Below are 20111 nucleotides of genomic sequence, written 5' to 3'. Positions count from 1 at the left end.
TCCCGCAGGAGTCTCGCATCTTCCACTACAATCAAAAGTCGAAGAAGGAAAACTTCTTAAAAGGAATTGATATACGTTTCAGAGTCCTTGCTTTTAACCCTAAAAAATATTGAGGATCTTTTCATTTTCTCTCCCTATGCAAGTTGATTGTAGCGGAAGGTTGCCGACTCCTATGGGACGAGCGGACTGGTGGAGACTCCTAATGGCGCGAAGTGGCAGGAGGCTCACCGGTCGCCCCATGGAAAGCGCGCAACCTGGAGCGGAAATCAACTACTTTCAAAGGCAACTATGTATTTACATTTTTTTATGTTCTTTAATTGGTTAAAGGATGTCATTTTCTGATATACTGACCATAACGTAAAGGAAGGTGAACGAAATGAGTACACATGTATTTTCAAAACGCGAAGAGATAGCAAATGCCATCACACACGGACTCGGTGTCCTTCTTAGTGTAGCGGTTACTTCCATTCTGCTCGTGTTTGCCGTATGGAAAGGAACAGCGGTTCATATTGTTAGCTTCGCCGTATTCGGAGGAACGATGCTGACGCTTTATTCAGCTTCAACCCTCGTACACGCTTTTCCTAAAGGACGGGTTAAAGATTTATTTGAGATCATGGATCACGCGGCCATCTATCTCTTTATTGCAGGAACGTACACCCCAATCGTGCTAATCGTTGTAGGCGGAGCACTTGGCTGGACGTTATTTGGAGTCGTTTGGGGACTCGCGATATTTGGAGTCGTGTTCAAAGTCTTTTTTACGAAAAAGTTCGTCGTATTATCAACATTAGGTTATGTAGCAATGGGATGGCTGATCACATTTGCCTTTCAAGATATTTCAGCAAACATGCCACCAGCAGGTATCCAGCTCTTAGTGGCAGGTGGAATCATCTACACGCTCGGCAGCATCTTTTATGTATGGCGCAGCTTCCCGTTCCACCACGCCGTTTGGCACTTATTTGTTCTAGCCGGCAGTGTGATGCATTTTCTCATGATGTTTTATGTGTTGCCTAACTAAAATATTTTTTGAAAGAAGCAGAAAATGTTCTGCTTCTTTTTTATGCTGTAGTTTTAACAGCCTTCGTCTCTGCAGACTCTTCAGATCGAAATAGAAAGTGATAAATGATCAAACTAGTAAGACCCATCAAACTAAACAGCAAGGTGATCGTATTGGCTGAAAGGATTCCGCTCATCATGACGAATAGTGCGGCGACCATTCCAGACACATGAAACGATAGTCCGTAGATCGCCATGTAGGAGCCTCTAGCATCATCCGGTATGATCGAGGCAACATAAGCTTGTTTAGCAGGATATGAATCAGTTCACCAACAGACGCAATAAACATAGCTATGATTAAAACAATGGGACTCGTGCTATAGCTGATCACCACAAAACCTAAAGCGTATGCAAATCCTCCTCCAAGCATTAAAGAACGGTCTTTGAAACGCTTAAATATAGTGGCTATTACTAGACTCAAGACGACAACTAAGAGGGTGTTCTCCGCTTTCAGTAAACCGATCAACTGAAATCCATCTACTTCAATTAGTGATGTAAAAGGCAGTAACGCAACCGGGTCCTTCATATCGCTTACGAGTTTTACACCGATATATGTGGTCAGACTCTCTTCTAAAGTGATAAGAAACAACCCTGCTACCGTAAATAGGATAAATTTCCGGTTCAAAAAAATGTCTTTATAGCTTCCCTGCAAGCTTTTAGATACGTTGTTATCCTGATTCACAGCGCTCGGCAACCGCACATCCTCAAGCCATAACCAACTCACCACCCACGTGAAAAATGTAACCAATGCGATTCCTAAGAATAATTCATATGGATAGGTCTTAAAAAGGATAGCCCCTGTTATTCCCCCTGCAGCAACCGCTAAATTACTAAGCCAATAGGATATCGTATAAATGGTCTTTCTGTTTTCCTTCGTACTTGAATCAATAATGATTGCGCCATACGCAGGTCCAGCCATACCTGTAAAAAAGAGAATAACGATGAACAGTACAAAGTTCATATATGCTGAAAGAGGAAAGATCAGATTGAGAGCTCCAGCAATCAAGTAACCGAGACCAATCATGCTCTCACTTAGTAAGATAATTCTCTTTCTTCCGAATTGATCGGAACGCTTCCCGCCCAATAACGCTCCCAATATTCCGGATAGAATGACTCCGATATACATCAAACCCGTGGAAAAAGCCCCTACCTGATTAGAAAAAAAGATAGCTAGAAATGGGATTACGGCTGAAGAAGCAAAAGTCGTAATAAATTGGAGCACTAACCTTAGCTGGATGTTGCGATGAAACGAAAAGAAATTCATATTTCCCTCTCCTTTTACGATTGATTAATCAATCGTTGTTAAGATAAAAAGTAACCGAAACACCTTTTAGCGTTTCGGATATAACAGTTGGAAAGCTGGAATCTTAAACTTTTCTCTTACGCGAGATACGGCATAGTCTGTAAACGTTAATCGAATTCCTAATAGAAAGCCGAGATATGCTGTTGCTGTTAAGTCTTCATCAGATTCTTCTAGAACTCCGCTTTTTTGACCATTTCGTATGATCTTTTGAAGTTTTAAAATAAACGTCAGACTAAATTCGTCCAGAACTTTAAACGGTTCAGGAAACTTCGTATGCTGTCCGATCACTTGCACGACCAGCTGCAGATATGTACGCATCTCGATAAAAATCGTAATATGTTTATCTATCATGCTTTTAATCTCAGTCAAAAGATCTTCAGCATTTGGATTAAAATCTAACATCGCTTCTCTGTATTGTTTTTCTAAAGGCTCTGTTACAGCATGATAAAAAAGCTGATCCTTATTTTCAAAGTACGTAAATACACTTCCAAAACTAACACCTGCGGCTTTTGCCACTTTTGCAATGGTGGTGCTCTCATACCCTTGCTCTGCAAATAACAAGATCGCCTGCTCTAAAATCTTTTCACGCTTTTGTTCCATCGCTTTCATTTGTTTATGTGATAAAGGCAATTGAATAATCTCCTTTTTATGGATGATTGGTTAATCAATCATTATTATAGAGTATATGTTAAAATAAGTAAAATGATTTTGTGGAGGATGATGTGTGACGATATCTATTGAACACCGACTTTATACGATGTGCATGGTTCAGAACGGAGAGAAAGTGCTGTTGATTAAGCGGCCAGACATTCTTGGCTTTCCAGGTTTTTTAGCTCCTGGCGGAAAAGTGGATTTTCCTGAAACCTTAGTAGATGGTGCTTGTCGTGAAGTTAAAGAAGAAACAGGATTACATGTCTCAAATTTAGTTTTTAAAGGAATCGATGAGTATGTAAACCCACAAAAGAATGTGAGATATATGGTGTTCAACTATTGGACGAATACTTTTGAAGGTGAACTTTTGTTAGATCCACCAGAGGGAGAACTTTTGTGGGTGCCTATAAGTTATGCATTAGATCTTCCCATGCAAGACTGGTTTAAAGAGAGGTTTCCGTTATTCTTTGAGGAAGGTACGTTTGAGATACAAAGAGTGTGGGATGATCATAAAAATAAGCAGATTGGAATTTCAGTGATAAAAACTTAGAGAATACGGGTAACCGTTTGTCGATAATTGTCTAAGTTTGTAGACTCGTGGATATAATCCTCAAATATGTGGATTGAGGAACAAAACTCGTGGATTGAACGTCATTTTTCGTGGATTCAAAGGCAAAACTTGTGGATTGCACCTCTAAGCACCTACCAAAGTGACTATCTGGCTACTTTCTTCGACTACAAAAAAGAAAAGGATGGCTCCCACAAGTGCCATCCTTCATTATTTATCTACTTTTATTTAATAATCTGCAGCTCTTTTGGATATTTCGTCAGTGTTTCGTGCCCATCTGCCGTTACATAGACGTCATCTTCAATACGTACACCGCCGACATCATCAACATAGATGCCTGGCTCGATCGTATACGTCATTCCTTCACGAAGCACGCCATCGTTGTTGTCACTCACGGACGGGAATTCATGTACATCGATTCCAAGGCCGTGTCCGATGCGATGCGGGAAGTGATCTCCGTATCCTGCTTCCGTGATGTGTTTTCGCGCGATCACGTCAAGGTCACCGATACGTGTTCCTGGCTTAGAAGCTGCTAACGCCTTTAATTGTGCCTGAAGCACAGTATCATAAATCTCGCGGCGCTTTTCATTCAGATCGCCAAACGCTACTGTACGCGTGATGTCCGAACAATAACCGTCAAGGACTACTCCTAGATCGAATAAAACAAAGTCGCCGTGCTGAAGTTTTCTCAAGCCTGGTTTACCATGAGGCTGTCCCGCTTTTTCACCGAATAGTACCATTGTAGAAAACGACATCGCACTTATGCCTTTTTGCTTCAATTCGTATTCGATTTTCGCAAGTACTTCCATCTCTGTTACACCCTCACGAAGTGCTGCAACTCCAACTTCAACCCCATAGTCAGCAAGTCTAGCTGCTTCACGCAACGTCTTTAACTCGCTTTCTTCTTTTATGAGACGAAGCTCGTTCATCAACTCTTCAGCTCCGACCAAGTTCGCACCATCAAACATACCAAGTAGCTTTTCGCCACGTGCGTATGGAAGTGTTTCTTTTTCAACGGCAATCGTTGATGCTGCAGTTACTCCACGGGTAGCTAAAGCTTCTTGTACCTTCGCCCAAGGATCTTCAGAATCGCTGTATCCAACAATCTCATACGTCCAGCCCGCGTCTTTAGCTTGCGAACGCTCCATGCCTGGACAGATCATGAATGGCTCTCCTTCTGCAAGTACAGCTACACCCAACACACGTTCATGCGGATCCGAATACAATCCTGATAGATAGAACACGTTTGCTGTCGTGTGAATGAACGCGAAAGTATGCCCTTCTTGCTTTAACCAGTTCTGTACCTTTTGAATACGTCCTTCGTTCATGTATATACCTCCAATAAAAGCCCGAGGGCTATAAATTAATCTCTCATACTCTATTGTAGAATAAACTCCTGCGAAAAAACAGAAGCACACATCGCAAGACGCAAATGTGTGCTTAAAATTTTAAAGCTTGAAAGAGGTTGATTTCCGTTTCAGGTGCTCGCTTTCCGGGGGGCGTGCGGTGAGCCACCTAGCGCTCTGCGCTGTTAGGTGTCTCACCTGTCCCGCTGATCCCCTAGGAGTCTCGCACCTTGCACTCCAATCAACTTGCTAATGATGCCTTTTGTGAGTTTTAACCAAAAGCAACATTGCTTCTTTCAAAGAATTAAAACTGAACTTTTTCCTCAATAAAGCTTTTAAGATCTGCAATCTTCACGCGCGTTTGTTCCATCGTGTCACGGTCACGTACGGTTACCATGCCGTCTTCTTTGGAATCAAAGTCATACGTGATACAGAAAGGTGTACCAACTTCATCTTGACGACGGTAACGTTTACCGATCGATCCTGTTTCGTCATAGTCCACATTGAAATCTTTCGCAAGTGAGCTAAACACTTCTGTTGCTTCTTCAGATAGCTTCTTAGATAGTGGCAAGATCGCTGCTTTATAAGGAGCTAGTGCAGGGTGCAGGTGCATAACCGTTCTTGAAGTACCATCTTCAAGCTGCTCATCTTCGTACGCATCAATCAAGAACGCCAACGTTACGCGGTCAGCACCTAGAGATGGCTCGATGCAATAAGGAACATAACGCTCGTTTGTTTCTTGATCGATATAGTTGAAATCTTCACCTGAGAATTCCATATGACGCTTCAAATCGAAATCCGTACGAGATGCAACACCCCAAAGCTCTCCCCAACCGAACGGGAACTTGTATTCAAAGTCAGTTGTTGCATTGGAGTAGTGAGAAAGCTCATCTTCGTTATGGTCGCGAAGACGAAGGTTTTCTGACGCCATACCCAATGATTTCAGCCAGTTTTCAGCTGTATCTTTCCAATAGTTGAACCATTCGATCTCACTTCCTGGCTTACAGAAGAACTCAAGCTCCATCTGTTCGAACTCACGTGTACGGAACGTGAAGTTACCAGGTGTGATCTCGTTACGGAAGCTCTTACCGATCTGCGCGATACCGAACGGTAATTTTTTACGCATCGTACGTTGAACATTTTTAAAGTTAACGAAGATTCCTTGCGCTGTTTCTGGACGCATGTAGATTTCGTTTGAACTTGATTCCGTCACACCTTGGTGTGTTTTGAACATTAAGTTGAACTGACGGATGCTTGTGAAGTCATGGCTTCCGCACTCAGGACAAGCGATGTTGTATTCTTTCACTAACTCTTCCATCTTCTCGAAAGGAAGACCGTCTACGATAATTTCTTTTCCATCTTGATCAGCAGCGTCTTCAATCAATTTATCAGCACGGTGACGCGCTTTACAGTTCTTACAGTCCATCATCGGATCGTTGAAGTTTCCGATGTGGCCAGATGCTTCCCACGTACGAGGGTTCATCAGGATCGCTGCATCAAGACCTACGTTGTAAGGTGATTCTTGGACGAACTTTTTCCACCAAGCTTTTTTTACGTTGTTTTTCAACTCAACACCTAGCGGGCCGTAATCCCACGTGTTTGCAAGACCTCCGTAAATTTCAGATCCCGGAAATACAAAACCGCGGTGTTTCGCATGATTTGTGATGGTTTCCATGTTTTTTGTCATTGTTATTCCTCCCATTTAGGTTTTGCCTTATGGGTCGGCCGTTTTTTTTAAAAAAAATAAAAAACTCCCGTCCCAAGGCGCTATGCCCAGGGACGAGAGTTGTATCTCCCGCGGTTCCACCCTAGTTGATCCGTATGTAAAGAACGAATCCTCTTTTCAAAAAGCAACTCCGGATTGCCGTTTCACTAATGTCTCTTACCGGGCTCTCACCATCCCCAGCTCGCTAAAAAGAGTGTACATTTAGCTACTATTCATCCTTCACAGCTGCATATCATCTTTTATAATAAAATAATATTACCAAAAAACAAAAACATTAGTCAAAAGATTTTCCTATTATATGCAGTTATTGTTTATTTTGTGCAAGCTCTTTTTCAATTTGCTCTAAAGTAGGCAGTGCGGTCATTGCTCCTTTAACAGAAACTGCAAGTGCTCCAGAAACGCTTCCGAACAACGCCATATCGCTCGCTTCATCAAGTGTCAGGTCATGAAGTGAGCCCTCATATTCATTCAGTTGATGCAGAACTCCCGCAACATAAGCGTCTCCTGCTCCGGTCGTATCTACCGAAGAGACACGCTTTGCCGGGATATACTCTCCACCCTCTTTCGTGACCACGTAACTCCCGTCATCGCCGAGTGTGATGAACAGTAAGGGAATATCATATTCTTGCAGCACTTTAATGCCTTCTTCGACCTTTTTTAAACCTGTGATAAATTCAAGCTCTTCTTCAGAGATCTTAACAATGTCAGCGTGCTGCAGCATCGAGAGAATCGTCTCACGCGCTTGTGCAGGTGTCTTCCAGAGCGACAACCGCAAGTTCGGATCGTACGAAACCCACATGCCGTTCTCTTTTGCGAGTCTTACCGCTTTTTCAGTAGCGCTTTTAGAAGGCTCACCGATTAAAGAGATCGAACCAAAATGAAGAATCTTATGCTCTTTAAAGAGACTAGGCTGTACATCCTTTTCTTCTAAGAAGCGGTCTGCGCTCGGGTTGATATAAAAGTCGAACGATCTCTCACCGTTCTGATCAAGCGTTACAAAGACAGCGCCTGTTCTCACTTCTTCCGTCTTGTACACATGAAACGCATTTACGCCATAGCTCTTTAAAGTATCGATCATGAACGATCCTAGAACATCGTCCCCAACTTTTCCTAAAAAAGTAGACGCTGACCCTAATCGAGCAACTCCAACTGCTACATTGGCAGGTGCTCCACCAGGACTTTTCTGGTATGTTGTGTTCGTTTCATCCGTTGGAATAAAATCAACAAGTGCTTCTCCTAAAGAAATGACGCCTTTTTTCATCGTAGCCTCCCCCTTTTTATTGGAAAAAAATCAGGCATGGTTAGCCTGATTTCCTGATTTATTTCATTTTAACCTGCAATAATGACGTTTCACCTTTTGTCGCTTCAGACGCTGCACGCTTGTCTAAAGATTCTACCGCATCACCGTTTGTGATCACGATTGGTGTCACCGTGCTAGCCGCTTTTTCTTTAATCAAGTCCAGGTCAAAGCTTAAAAGCTTGTCTCCCGCTTTTACTTTATCTCCAACGTTCACATGACCCTCGAAACCTTCACCGTTCATGCTAACCGTTTCAAGACCAACATGAATAAGGATTTCTGCGCCAGCTTCTGATTGAATGCCGATCGCATGCTTTGTGTGGAAGAACTGAACGATTTCTCCATCAACTGGAGAGACTACAACACCTTCTGTTGGTTCTATCGCAATCCCATCGCCCATCATCTTCTGAGCGAACGTCGGATCTGGCACCTCTTCAATGTTTACGATTTTTCCTGTTAATGGAGCGATTAGTGTTTCTTCTTTTTTAACTTCTTTTTTTCCAAATAGTTTATTGAACATAATTTTTCACTCACCTTTCAGTTTGCTTTACTTTTATAATTTACACCTGTCTGAACGCTTTAAAACATTCCAGCTCTATTTGGGCATTTTTCTGGAGTAGTTTCTTGTAAGTTGTTGATTTCCGTTTCAGATGCTCGCTTTCCGTGGGGCAGGCGGTGAGCCACATTCGTACGTTTTACTTTTAAGTGTCTCACCTGCCCGCCTGTCCCACAGGAGTCTCGCATCTTACACTACAATCAATTTGTCAAAGATGACTAAAATAGCCCCAACAAAAATTTCATTCTGACTAAATACAAAGAAAGACCAAAGAGCAAGAAACAAGTTCAATGCTCTTCAGGTCCTATTAAACAGGGTAAACTTTCCCTATAAAAGTAATGCAGTGCTTATCTGGTTGTCAACGAGAAAGGCTCTATTACTGATATAGCGCGTTGGACAATAAGCGGAACAGATAATCCGTGTGATCACGGAATCCTGCTTCGAGTCCGATCAACGTAACGTCTTTTTGTGCTTCTTCCACAATCACGGCTTGGCCAGCTGCTTGTTGATTATTTTTCCAGTGTCCCGCAACAAAAAAGTCACCTTCTCCTAACGTGGCGATAGCTTTTGAGTTTCCTAACTCCGTAAACCAAACTGGTCGATAAACAAATCCGAGATCTGCCTCTTTATAGCCAGCTGTCACTTCATCTTTTTCATAGTTCACATTGACAATTCCGTTGCTGTTGGAGCCGCCCGTATATACTTTTATCGTTGTTAATCCAAGCTGACTTGAAGCTTTAGCACCACCAGCGCCTACCGAAATGTATTTTCCGCCATTATTGATAAATGTTTGTACGTTATTTTTAAAATTGTCATAAGCTTGCTTGCTGCCAATCACGAACGGCTTATTCGCTTCTCTTACATTCTCGTATTGAATCAAGGCATCCGTTCCGGCATACAGGAACGCATCGTAAGAAGATAGACCTTTCTCTGCCACTTCTTTCGGTGTCACTTCTGTAACAGAGAAACCGAGTCGTTCTAATGCGAGCTTCGTACCCGCATGACTTTGTGCTTTATTCATGCCACCATCTTTTAATACAGCTACATTCAATGTAGATAGCTTTTCTTTTTGTGCTGGAAGTTTTGCTGTTTGCAGCTTGATTCCGGATTCTTTTACCAGTTTTTTATTTATCGATGATAGGTTTTCGATATAGAAATTTCCTGCATCGTCTTTATAAACACGCTCACCTGTTTTCATAAGATCGTTCACTAGCTTTACCGCTTGGACAGAGCTGTTGGAAATTACATACGGCCCCTTCCCTTGTATCGATCCTTCATATTCAGCCTCTTTAACAGGCTTTGTTTTCGCATTCACTTTTTCATCTACTTCAATCGCTTCAAAGCCCCATAATTCTGGAAGACTCCAAGCTGAAATGTCGTACATCGCAGGCGTATCGTTCGTGATATCCTCACCATCCCACAGCATCGTGTTTGCGAGCCCAGCCTTCGCTTGGCTCATATTTACGATATACGTGCCAGCCGGATAGGTTTGTCCTTTTACTGAAAAAGGTTTAACGGCTTTTTCTACAGAAATATCATTTTCAATGAGGTGGTTCACCGCTTTTTCAGTAACTGTTGGATCTTTTTCATCGACGGGCAGTACATACGCATTCGGGAAGAATCCTTCCTCGTGATACGGATGATCAAAGTTGATGCCACGTTCAAAGATCTCAATTTGATCGGTAAGCATTCCTTGTTTGTTCTGAACAGCAAACTTCAAAGCTCCCATGACTGCATCGTTCGCCCATCTCACACCATCCCAGTTGTTTGTTGGTGCTTCTAACGTGTAGCCGTATGCCCCGTGGTACATTGCGTACATCGGTGTAAAGATCGGCGGATAATCATCCCAACCCGCACTGTCATCACGCTGAGGAATATAAGTACCTGTCATATTTTTATAGAGATCTGTTTCATAGTTTGCCTTATTACCAACAATCTCTGCTTCCATCGCTTTCGCTTGATCTAATGCCCATTTAGAGAACAGATCATATTCATAGTTCGGGTTATGAGGTGGTGTACATGGCTCGATCAACCCAGGTTTTCCATCATCACTGTTCACATAGCCGTGAAGATCTAAGAAGACCATCGGATTCCACTCTGTGATCAGATCAACGGTTTGTTTCGTTTCCTCTTGCGAAAGTGTGATGAAGTCACGGTTCAGATCGATTCCATTTCCGTTAAAACGAGTCCCGTCAACACGACCATCCGGATTCGCCACCACATTAAAGATAAGTATGTTGCTGTCTAGAATTGCTTTTGTTTCTTCGTCATTGTCATTAGCAAAACGATCGATCAGCTGAAGAACAGCATCAGACCCTATGTATTCCGTTCCGTGGATGGATCCATTGATCATCACGGGTACTTTAAAATCAGGATTTTCAGCGATCCAATCTTGTGCTTTCTGAGGATTTCTGAACATCTCCTTTCGTAGTTTCTTATAATGTCCATACTTGCCCTTATCCCCTGTATTAGAGATCGTGACCACGTACATCGGATATCCTTTAGATGAAACCCCTGTTTGTTCAAGTGTTACACGTTTACTTTCTCTCTCAATCTTCTTTAAAACTGAACCAATCTTTGAATATTTCACAAAATCATATTGCTCAGAGTTAAATGGACTTCCATCTGCCTCTTCGAAACTATTAACATTCGTCCACTTTTTTTGTGGTGCTTCTGCCGATACAGCAAATGGCATTGATGTCAGTAAACTCAAACTCATGACACCTGCTACCCAATGTTTTTTTAACATGTTGTTTCTCCCCTTCCTCTATCAAAAACAAAATAATTATACTTAAATATGAATATTAATACAATTACTTTTTAAAATTATTACACCAGAATTAGTATTCAATAGACTTCAGTTGATACCTCCACGAAAAATACAAAGAAATACAAATGAGTAAATATTCATGGTTCTTTATTCTTATAAAGAAGGATTCAATAAAAATTAGCGAGAGATAATGTTATAATTTGGATAACGAGTGAGGGGGGAATGCATGGATTTAAGTGAGGTTTCAAGAATAGCCATCGGCACACATCTAGGGGAAATGAATGATGAAGATTCACTTCTCTATCAACAATCTATAGAATATGCGCTGTTAAACGGCATCAACTTTATTGATACAGCACTCAATATCGAGGTATGCGCTCTGAGCGAGATGTTGGAAGTGTTTTATCGAAACTTGTTCGTAAGGATGAGCAGATCGACAGAAAGAACGTTTTCTTGTCTACAAAAGCCGGAATCATACCAGGTGATATTGATGCTCAACTTCGTCCTGACAAATACCTGCAGGAAGTTTTAGTGGAAAAAGAAATTCTTCAGCGCTCTGATTTACAGATCATCGACCATCACAGACACGTGATGGAGCCTTCTTTTTATGAATTTGCTATCCAGCAAAGTTTAAAACACATGCATGTAGATTACATCGACGTCCATTACATTCATAACCCTGAGGTCTCATTAATCGTTTTAGGTGAAGAAATCTTTTATCAGAAGCTCCAACAATTATTTTCGTTCTATGAACAACAAGTTGAAAGAGGTTTGATTCGTTATTACGGCTTAGCGGTCTGGTCAGCTTTTGCAGAGTCTCCTAACTCACCTGGTTACATCTCACTTGAGAAAGTGTTGGATATGGCACATTCTGTTGCAGGAAAATCCCATCATCTGCGTTTTATACAAGCTCCGTTAAACCATTCGAATCAGATCGCTGCAACCGATCTGAACCAGCAAGTGTATGGTAGATGGAGAACACTGCTTCAAGCTGCAGAAGAGTTAGGAATTCATGTTACAACAAGTGCTCCATTAGATTGTGGTAAGCTTACTGATCATCAACACGGACATGTAGATGAGCTGTTATCTTTTGTTTTAAAAACACCGGGTATTTTGTCAACGATGATCGGTATGCGAAAAATAGACACGGTAAAAAAGAATTTAAAACAATTGGCAAGGAACTAAGCTAGCTCAATGCATGAGCTGGCTTTTTCTGTTTTTACGGTACGTGTTTTTATAATTTGTTACACGTCCACCGGTAAATCGTGACTAACCACCTGAGATGTGTCTCGTTTCACCTATAAACGCTCTTATCCACCTGAAAAGGTGCATCTTTCACCTGAAACCTAATCAGCATCACCGCTAACTAATAAAACGACGTCATTCTGAACAGCTTCCCCGCGCAAATAAGCTTAAAAAGACCTGTTGGAAAAACTTTTATATATTTTTTAATCATTTTGACTTGTAAATGAAACCGTTTTATTTTACAATCACTAATGCAAACGATTGCACCAACATGCATATACAAATATGTAAGCGATTCAACTTTTTTTCGCAATCTACTGAATGCGATTTCAAAAAGACAACGAAAGATATATACTTTAAGGAGGAAATCGTTTTGAAACAACGTGGAAAACTCATTTCATTTGATTTCTGGCAAAAGCTAGGTAAAGCGCTTCTTGTAGTAGTAGCGGTAATGCCAGCTGCCGGTTTGATGATATCACTAGGTAAAGTTATTGCTATGTTCGGTGGCGACATGACATTAGTGCAAACGATTGCTCGTGTTATGGAAGACATCGGATGGGCGATCATTACAAATCTGCACATCTTATTTGCGGTAGCAATCGGTGGATCTTGGGCGAAGGAACGTGCGGGTGGTGCATTTGCAGCCGTAATCGCGTTCATTCTGATCAACCGTATCACAGGAGCGATCTTCGGCGTTAACAGCGCGATGATGCTTGAAGAAGGCGCAAAAGTAAAATCACTTTTTGGCAGCGAACTCGTTGTTGGTGATTATTTCACATCTATTCTAGGTGCTCCTGCTCTAAACATGGGAGTGTTCGTCGGAATCATTTCCGGTTTCCTAGGGGCTGTATTGTTCAACAAGTACTACAACTACAACAAGCTTCCAAATGCATTAGCATTCTTTAACGGAAAACGTTTTGTACCATTCGCTGTTATTTTATGGTCAGTGGTTACAGCTTTACTACTAGCTTTAATTTGGCCGTTTATCCAGTCTCTACTTAATGACTTTGGTAAATGGATTGCAACATCTCGTAATACGGCTCCAGTAATCGCTCCATTCGTGTTCGGTACACTAGAGCGACTATTGTTACCATTTGGTCTTCACCACATGTTAACGGTGCCGATCAACTATACGGAGCTCGGCGGAACGTATCAAATCATGACTGGTTCAGGAGCAGGATCTTCTGTAGCTGGACAAGATCCACTATGGTTGGCTTGGATCAACGACCTTAACAACTTCTTAGCTGCTGGAGATACAAAAGCGTATCAAGCACTTTTAAATGATGTAGTACCAGCTCGTTTTAAAATGGGACAAGTTGTTCTTTCAACGGCATCTCTTGTAGCGATCGCTCTTGCGATGTACATGAACGTTGATAAAGACAAGCGTAAAAAGTACAAGTCTATGTTCTTATCTGCAGCTCTAGCTGTATTCTTAACAGGTGTAACTGAGCCGATCGAATTCATGTTCATGTTTGCTGCTCCACTTCTTTATGTAGTGTATGCGATCACGACTGGACTTGCGTTCGCAGTAGCGGATCTTATCCACGTACGTGTTCACGCATTTGGTTTTATCGAGCTTCTTACTCGTACACCATTGCTTGTAAAAGCAGGATTAACACGTGACTTAATCAACTTTGCAGTAACGTGTATCGTATTCTTTGGATTAAACTTCTCGATCTTCTATGTATTGATCAAAAAGTTCAACCTGCCTACTCCAGGTCGTGCAGGTAACTATATTGAAACAACAGAAGCTGATGCTGCACCTGCTAAAAACGAAGCAGCAGCAGGATCAGACAACTCTCAAGCTTCAGCGATCATCACGCTTTTAGGTGGAGCTGACAACATTGAAGACGTTGACGCTTGTATGACTCGCCTTCGTGTAACCGTTAAAGACACAACGGGTGTTGGTACGGAAAAAGAATGGAAAGAGAACGGCGCACTAGGTCTGATCATCAAAGATAAAGGTGTTCAAGCGATTTACGGACCAAAAGCTGACGTATTAAAATCTGATATTCAAGATCGTTTGGGGATGTAATTCATGAAGCTATTAACGTTAAACGTTCATGCTTGGCAAGAAGAGAACCAGATGGAAAAATTAGAGATGCTTGCTCGCGATATCGCGAGCGAGCGTTATGATGTTATCGCACTTCAAGAGGTCATGCAGTCGATCGACTCTTCTCTTGTCAAAGACAATATCAAAAAAGATAATTATGCCCTTGTTCTTTTAGAGCTATTGAAGAAACTTGGCGTTGAAGATTATGACTTTGTATGGGACATGGCCCACTATGGCTATGTGACGTACGAAGAAGGATTGGCGATCATCAGCCGCCATCCGATTACTTCTCATGAAAGCTTTTTTGTTTCTGATCTACAAGATATGCACAACTGGAAAACACGCAAAATCGTAAAAGCAACCATCTCTTATGAAGGACAAGATATTCAATTCTTCTCCGGGCACTTTGGCTGGTGGGAAGATGACATCGAACCCTTTAAAGGTCAGTTCGATCGTTTGATGCAGTACATTCCTGAAGAAGGTCTTTCTTTTATCATGGGTGACTTAAACAACGATGCGAACGTTTGTGGCGAAGGCTTTGACTACGTAAAAGAAAAAGGGCTTTACGATACGTACGAACTGGCTGCAGAGAAAGATGACGGCCTAACAATTATCGGATCAATTGCTGGCTGGGATGATAATGAGGCTGGCCGCAGAATCGATTATATCTTAAGCAGCAAGCCTGTTGATGTGGTTCAATCATCTGTTCGTTTTAACGGAAAAGAAACACCAGTGGTCTCCGATCATGCAGGTGTGGCTGTGACGGTTAAGTTATAATCTTTGTTGTTCTTGAATGTGGTTGATTTCCGTTCCAGGTGCTCGCTTTCCGGGGGGCGTGCGGTGAGCCACCTAGCGCTTTGCACTGTTAGGTGTCTCACCTGTCCCGCTGATCCCCCAGGAGTCTCGCACCTTGCACTACTATCAACTTGTCAGTGAAGTGTGCTAGAAAACACCGCATGGAATCAAAATCTATAAAAGAAATAAAAAATCAAACAAACCATGGGGAGCCGTTTTGCGGTATCCCCTGGCGTGTTGTTAAAGAGAAAACATGGAGGTAACATTATGGAAAAAGTTTGGTGGAAAGAAGCCGTTGGCTATCAAATTTACCCTCGCAGCTTCCAAGATTCTAATGGAGACGGAATCGGCGATCTAAAAGGGATCATTCAACGCTTAGATTATATTAAAGACCTTGGTATCGACGTGATCTGGATCTGCCCAATGTACAAATCGCCAAATGACGATAATGGTTACGACATTTCCGATTATCAAGATATCATGGACGACTTTGGAACGATGGAAGACTTTGATCTTCTTATGGAAGAAGTTCATAAGCGTGATATGAAGCTGATCATTGACCTAGTTCTTAACCATACGAGTGACGAGCACCAATGGTTCATCGAGTCTCGTTCATCTAAAGAAAATCCGAAGCGCGATTGGTACATTTGGAGAGACGGTAAAGACGGCAAAGAGCCAAACAACTGGGAAAGTATTTTCTCCGGATCTGCATGGCAATATGACGAAAAAACAGATCAATATTACCTCCATGTTTTCTCAACTAAACAACCAGATGTGAACTGGGAGAACCCTGAAGTGCGTGAAGCTCTTTATGACACAGTTAACTGGTGGTTAGATAAAGGAATCGACGGTTTCCGTATCGATGCGATCAGTCATATTAAAAAGCGCGATGGCTTCCCTGATATGCCGAACCCGAAGAACGAAAAGTACGTGTCTTCCTTCGACATGCATATGAACCAAAAAGGCATTCATACGTTTTTACAAGAGTTCAAAGACCGCACGTATGCAAACTATGATGTCATGACGGTTGGTGAAGCGAACGGCGTTAAGATTGACGAAGCGGATCTTTGGGTAGGAAAAGAAAATGGAAAGATGGACATGATCTTCCAATTCGAACACCTCGGCCTTTGGGATGCGGAAACAAATCCAGAAGTAGATATCGTTGAACTGAAAAAAGTGTTAACACGCTGGCAGAAGGGTCTTGAAAAAGAAGGCTGGAACGCTCTATTCATCGAAAATCATGACAAGCCTCGCGTTGTTTCCACTTGGGGCAATGATGGTGAGTTTTGGTATGAAAGTGCAACAAGCTTCGGTGCGATGTATTTCTTGATGCAAGGAACACCGTTCATCTATCAAGGTCAGGAGATTGGTATGACGAACGTACAGTTTGACTCAATCGAAGACTATGATGATGTCGCTGACAAAAACCGTTACCGCATCAAGCGCGAAGAAGGCGTTTCACACGAAGATATCATGTCTGTGATCTGGGCATCTTCTCGGGACAACAGCCGTACTCCGATGCAATGGAACAGTGATGAAAACGCTGGATTCACAACGGGTACGCCTTGGATGAAAGTAAATCCAAATTTCACAGAAATCAACGTCGAGAAGCAAGAACAAGACGAGCATTCGATCTTAAGCTTTTATAAGAAAATGATTGCATTAAAGAAAAAGAACGAAGTCTTCACGTACGGTGTGTATGATCTGATCCTTGAAGAAGATGAGCAGATCTATGCGTACACTCGTACACTTGGAGAGGAAAAAATCGTTGTAATCACGAACCTTTCTAAGACGGAAGCGAAGTTCGAAACGAAATTGAAGTTGAACGCTAAAGATCTGTTATTAGCAAATAAAGAAGTTGCAGCTCATGACGATGTAACAAGCGTGACATTACAATCTTATGAAGCGCGCGTATATCGCGTGAAAGCGTAACAAACAAAAGCGTGCTATCCGATTAAGGAGAGCACGCTTTTTTAATGTGGCAGTCTTTTTTCAAACCGAATAAAGGAATACAGTCGCAGAAGTACAATCAACGTACCCACAATCGTTAAAACAGGCGATATATTCGTGAATAGAGGTAACCACGCTAAAATAAACGCAACAAGCGCTGTAAAATTTCCTGAAAATCCATTGATCGGCTGAGTTCCTACAAGCCCCGCCCCTCTTAAGGAATTTTCGTAACACGATCTATGGTACGGTCGCAACTTAAAAAAGGCCCACACCGTACGCAACTCGTCTCTTTGTTTGATCGGCATCAAACAGCTATCACAGTTTAGTTCTTTTTTCATCATTTCTTCTCCTTCAGCAGCAAATCACTCTCCCTCCATTCTACCAATCCTTTAATCAATCCTATAGCTTTTTTAAAAGGACTTTTCGCGATGAAAGGAGAATTTTAACGTGAGGAGTGATGCTATGATAAAAAAGGTAAGATTGAAGCCCATTTATATGAACAAAATCCAGCTCTTGATGAGCCGTTTAGAGGACGCTCTTGTTAAACAGAGTCTTGAAATAGAACTGAGTAAGATGACAGCCGGCTTTCGCGGTGAAGACTCTATCAACTATTTTTTAAACATGCTTCCGAACAAGAAAGAATGCCACGTACTGCACGACCTCCGAATTCCCCATGAATCTACTTTTTTTCAAATCGACACGCTCATCCTTAACCACGCGTACATTCTTATTATTGAAGTGAAGAACATCTCCGGAAACCTTTTCTTCGATCATACCTTCAATCAACTATTACGTACCAAAAACGGTATAGAAGAACCCTTCCAAGATCCTATCGCACAAGTTGAACGCCAAAAATACCAGCTTGAACATTGGCTGAGTAAAAATAAGTTTCCCTCAGTTCCAATCGAGACTCTTGTGGTTATGACTCATTCCCAATCTGTCTTGAAGACGAACGACATGTCGAGTCGCATATCGAAAAAAGTGATTCATAGCGTTCAACTGCTAGACCGTATTCGGCACCTTCAACGGAAATATAAACAACATGTCATAGTTTCGGGAGATGTAATGAATAAGATCACCCGGCGATTAATCAAGGAACACACCCCACGGGATGTCGATGTAATGGAGCGTTATAAGATTAGTAAGGAGATGATTATAAAAGGGGTGCAATGTGAGGGGTGTTTGGGTTTTGAGATGATAAAAGGGCACGGATCTTGGAGATGCTCAAAATGTGGTCACACTAGCAAGAAAGCGCACATAAAAGCGTTAAAAGATTACAGTATGCTGTATCATTCTACTATCAATAATCAACAAGCAAGGGATTTTCTATTAGTTAACTCAATCTCAATTGCTTCTAAGCTCCTCGTTTCCATGAACTTACCGTATACCGGCACATTTAAAGATAGAAAGTACGACCTGCGGACATTGTTGGATGTAGAAAGTTAGATTTACTGTCCAGTTTTGAGTAAATACTGTCCAGTTAACTTAATTTACTGTCCACTTTTTGAGAAATACTGTCCACTTTCCTGAATTTACTGTCCACTTCTGAAAAAATACTGTCCACTTGCACCTTCTGCTCGGACCACACATAACAAACAAAAAAACACCCAAATTAATGGATGCTTTTCGACGTGCGGCTCACTGATTTACGTTCCCGCTTCTTCTCTTCCACAGTTTCAGTCTCATTCATCCCATAACCAAGCGAAGGATACAAGTTACCCGGTGCTGGATCTACAAACTGAGTCTGATTAAAGTACACGTGCGGTGTCTTCCATAGTGCAACAAGTGCTTTCCAGTGCGGCATCTCGTGATAGCGCTCTGGCCACATCTCTTTAATATGCTTTTTCACGAGCGGGTAATATTTTGGACTCATACCAGGGAACAGATGATGCTCCGTATGGTAAGAGAAGTTAAAATGAATCACATCGATCCATTTTGGAACTGTAACCGTTAAGCTGTTCGCTAACGGATCGTTCACGTCTGTCATTGGGTTCAAGCGGTGGTTAGTTGAGATATAGCTCATTACGATCGCGTTGGCGATCAATAACGGCAGCAATACCGCAAAGAACCATTTAACCGGTCCAAGCCACGCCAGCAAGCCTAGCCACATCGCCCACGGCAATAACAACTGAATCCACACAGAAGGACGTTTGCTCGGTTTGAACTCCGTAATAAATCGTTTGAACATGAAAAGTCCGTGAAGCGTAAACGAGACAGACAAGAAAGCAAAGCTTACGATCGAACGCATCCACATCGGAAGCTTGTACACTTTTTGAAGCAATGGTTTGTGAGACAAGTTCTCTAACGTTGGCCACGCATCCGGGTCTTTCCCGTCGTGCTGTGTATGAACGTGATGCGTCGTATTGTGCCACTTTCGCCAGAGCTTCGGTCCAACACTTAACGGCCAGAAAGCTACTGCTCCTAAAAAGTCACGAAGCCACGGCTTTCGAATAACTGTGCCGTGCAGAATCTCATGGCCTAAGAAGCCCATGCCTGCGAAACACGTTCCTAATATTACGGCGATTCCAATGCCTAACCAAGGGTGAAGATTATTCAATAACCCGATAACTAAAATACCGGCGATTGCGATCAATAGATAGACAAGCCCACCCCATAATCTTGAAGGCACTGGCTTAAAGGCTTCTTTAGGCAGCTTTGGAGCGATCTTTGCTGCATACCAGCCAAACGATTGTAGATCCTTCATTTGCTCAACTCCTCTAATCTGACTCTTTCGAATTCTCGTACAATATAATCGTAACAAGGTTTGTTTTATGAAGCAACCGTTTTTGTTACCTGGT

Annotated in this window: 17 protein-coding genes; 7 read left to right on the top strand and 10 right to left on the bottom strand. The window is 42.0% G+C overall.

From position 1 onward, the window contains the following. The first annotated feature begins 376 nt into the window (after positions 1–376). Positions 377–1015 (top strand): PAQR family membrane homeostasis protein TrhA, encoded by a 639-nt coding sequence (gene trhA / locus ACFS5O_RS04435; RefSeq protein WP_066399265.1) that lies wholly within the window; start codon positions 377–379, stop codon positions 1013–1015. 40 nt (positions 1016–1055) lie between these two features. Here the strand turns inward: trhA and ACFS5O_RS04430 are convergent, their stop codons facing one another. The 3 genes from ACFS5O_RS04430 to ACFS5O_RS04420 all read right to left on the bottom strand — a co-directional run bounded on the left by ACFS5O_RS04430 (position 1056) and on the right by ACFS5O_RS04420 (position 2986). After that, positions 1056–1250 carry a hypothetical protein gene (locus tag ACFS5O_RS04430; protein WP_205724854.1) on the bottom strand — a complete coding sequence of 65 codons (195 nt, stop codon included), beginning with the start codon at positions 1248–1250 and terminating at the stop codon, positions 1056–1058. Continuing rightward, on the bottom strand, positions 1190–2317 hold the full coding sequence (locus ACFS5O_RS04425) for an MFS transporter (protein WP_205724853.1): 1128 nt from the start codon (positions 2315–2317) through the stop codon (positions 1190–1192). Before ACFS5O_RS04425 ends, ACFS5O_RS04430 begins: the two co-directional genes overlap by 61 nt. A gap of 66 nt (positions 2318–2383) precedes the next feature. After that, entirely contained in the window at positions 2384–2986 is a 603-nt protein-coding gene (locus tag ACFS5O_RS04420) for a TetR/AcrR family transcriptional regulator (RefSeq protein WP_205724852.1), read from the bottom strand. Between the two features lie 127 nt (positions 2987–3113). On the opposite strand from ACFS5O_RS04420, the gene ACFS5O_RS04415 reads away from it, so the two are divergent. After that, complete coding sequence (locus ACFS5O_RS04415; protein ID WP_205725464.1) at positions 3114–3557, top strand: 8-oxo-dGTP diphosphatase; 444 nt, start codon at positions 3114–3116, stop codon at positions 3555–3557. A 242-nt stretch (positions 3558–3799) separates the two neighbouring features. On the opposite strand, the gene ACFS5O_RS04410 is transcribed toward ACFS5O_RS04415, so the two are convergent. From ACFS5O_RS04410 to ACFS5O_RS04390, 5 genes are all read right to left on the bottom strand, one after another. Beyond that, positions 3800–4903, bottom strand: coding sequence for a M24 family metallopeptidase (locus ACFS5O_RS04410; RefSeq protein ID WP_205724851.1), 1104 nt, complete (start codon positions 4901–4903; stop codon positions 3800–3802). A gap of 322 nt (positions 4904–5225) precedes the next feature. After that, positions 5226–6608 (bottom strand): glycine--tRNA ligase, encoded by a 1383-nt coding sequence (locus tag ACFS5O_RS04405; RefSeq protein WP_205724850.1) that lies wholly within the window; start codon positions 6606–6608, stop codon positions 5226–5228. Positions 6609–6951: 343 nt separating this feature from the next. Next, a complete protein-coding gene (locus tag ACFS5O_RS04400; RefSeq protein WP_205724849.1) occupies positions 6952–7908 on the bottom strand; it encodes an aminoimidazole riboside kinase in 957 nt (318 codons plus the stop codon). Positions 7909–7966: 58 nt separating this feature from the next. Next, the gene (locus tag ACFS5O_RS04395; RefSeq protein WP_197132936.1) at positions 7967–8464 is read right to left on the bottom strand and encodes a PTS sugar transporter subunit IIA; all 498 of its coding nucleotides are present in this window, start codon (positions 8462–8464) and stop codon (positions 7967–7969) included. A gap of 412 nt (positions 8465–8876) precedes the next feature. After that, positions 8877–11249 (bottom strand): M14 family zinc carboxypeptidase, encoded by a 2373-nt coding sequence (locus ACFS5O_RS04390; RefSeq protein WP_205724848.1) that lies wholly within the window; start codon positions 11247–11249, stop codon positions 8877–8879. A gap of 393 nt (positions 11250–11642) precedes the next feature. Here ACFS5O_RS04390 and ACFS5O_RS04385 point away from each other — a divergent pair, with 393 nt between their 5' ends. The 4 genes from ACFS5O_RS04385 (at position 11643) to ACFS5O_RS04370 (ending at position 17295) form a co-directional block, all read left to right on the top strand. Continuing rightward, entirely contained in the window at positions 11643–12455 is an 813-nt protein-coding gene (locus ACFS5O_RS04385) for an aldo/keto reductase (protein WP_205724847.1), read from the top strand. A 433-nt stretch (positions 12456–12888) separates the two neighbouring features. Continuing rightward, on the top strand, positions 12889–14550 hold the full coding sequence (locus ACFS5O_RS04380) for a PTS transporter subunit IIBC (RefSeq protein ID WP_318300098.1): 1662 nt from the start codon (positions 12889–12891) through the stop codon (positions 14548–14550). 3 nt (positions 14551–14553) lie between these two features. Next, positions 14554–15345 carry an endonuclease/exonuclease/phosphatase family protein gene (locus tag ACFS5O_RS04375; RefSeq protein WP_205724845.1) on the top strand — a complete coding sequence of 264 codons (792 nt, stop codon included), beginning with the start codon at positions 14554–14556 and terminating at the stop codon, positions 15343–15345. Positions 15346–15630: 285 nt separating this feature from the next. Beyond that, complete coding sequence (locus tag ACFS5O_RS04370; protein ID WP_205724844.1) at positions 15631–17295, top strand: glycoside hydrolase family 13 protein; 1665 nt, start codon at positions 15631–15633, stop codon at positions 17293–17295. Between the two features lie 41 nt (positions 17296–17336). Here the strand turns inward: ACFS5O_RS04370 and ACFS5O_RS04365 are convergent, their stop codons facing one another. Next, positions 17337–17651 (bottom strand): hypothetical protein, encoded by a 315-nt coding sequence (locus ACFS5O_RS04365; protein ID WP_153236776.1) that lies wholly within the window; start codon positions 17649–17651, stop codon positions 17337–17339. A 124-nt stretch (positions 17652–17775) separates the two neighbouring features. Here ACFS5O_RS04365 and ACFS5O_RS04360 point away from each other — a divergent pair, with 124 nt between their 5' ends. After that, positions 17776–18759, top strand: a complete 984-nt coding sequence (locus ACFS5O_RS04360) for a nuclease-related domain-containing protein (protein ID WP_205724843.1) — start codon at positions 17776–17778, stop codon at positions 18757–18759. A gap of 166 nt (positions 18760–18925) precedes the next feature. Here ACFS5O_RS04360 and desB read toward each other — a convergent pair whose 3' ends face one another. Further along, positions 18926–20017 (bottom strand): Delta(10) desaturase DesB, encoded by a 1092-nt coding sequence (desB, locus tag ACFS5O_RS04355; protein WP_205724842.1) that lies wholly within the window; start codon positions 20015–20017, stop codon positions 18926–18928. Between the last annotated feature and the right edge of the window lie 94 nt (positions 20018–20111).

Source organism: Fictibacillus nanhaiensis (assembly GCF_042686385.1).
Lineage (GTDB): Bacteria > Bacillota > Bacilli > Bacillales > Fictibacillaceae > Fictibacillus > Fictibacillus nanhaiensis.
The sequence above is the reverse complement of the archived record's forward strand: the minus strand, read 5'-3'. Positions and strand labels throughout refer to the sequence as shown.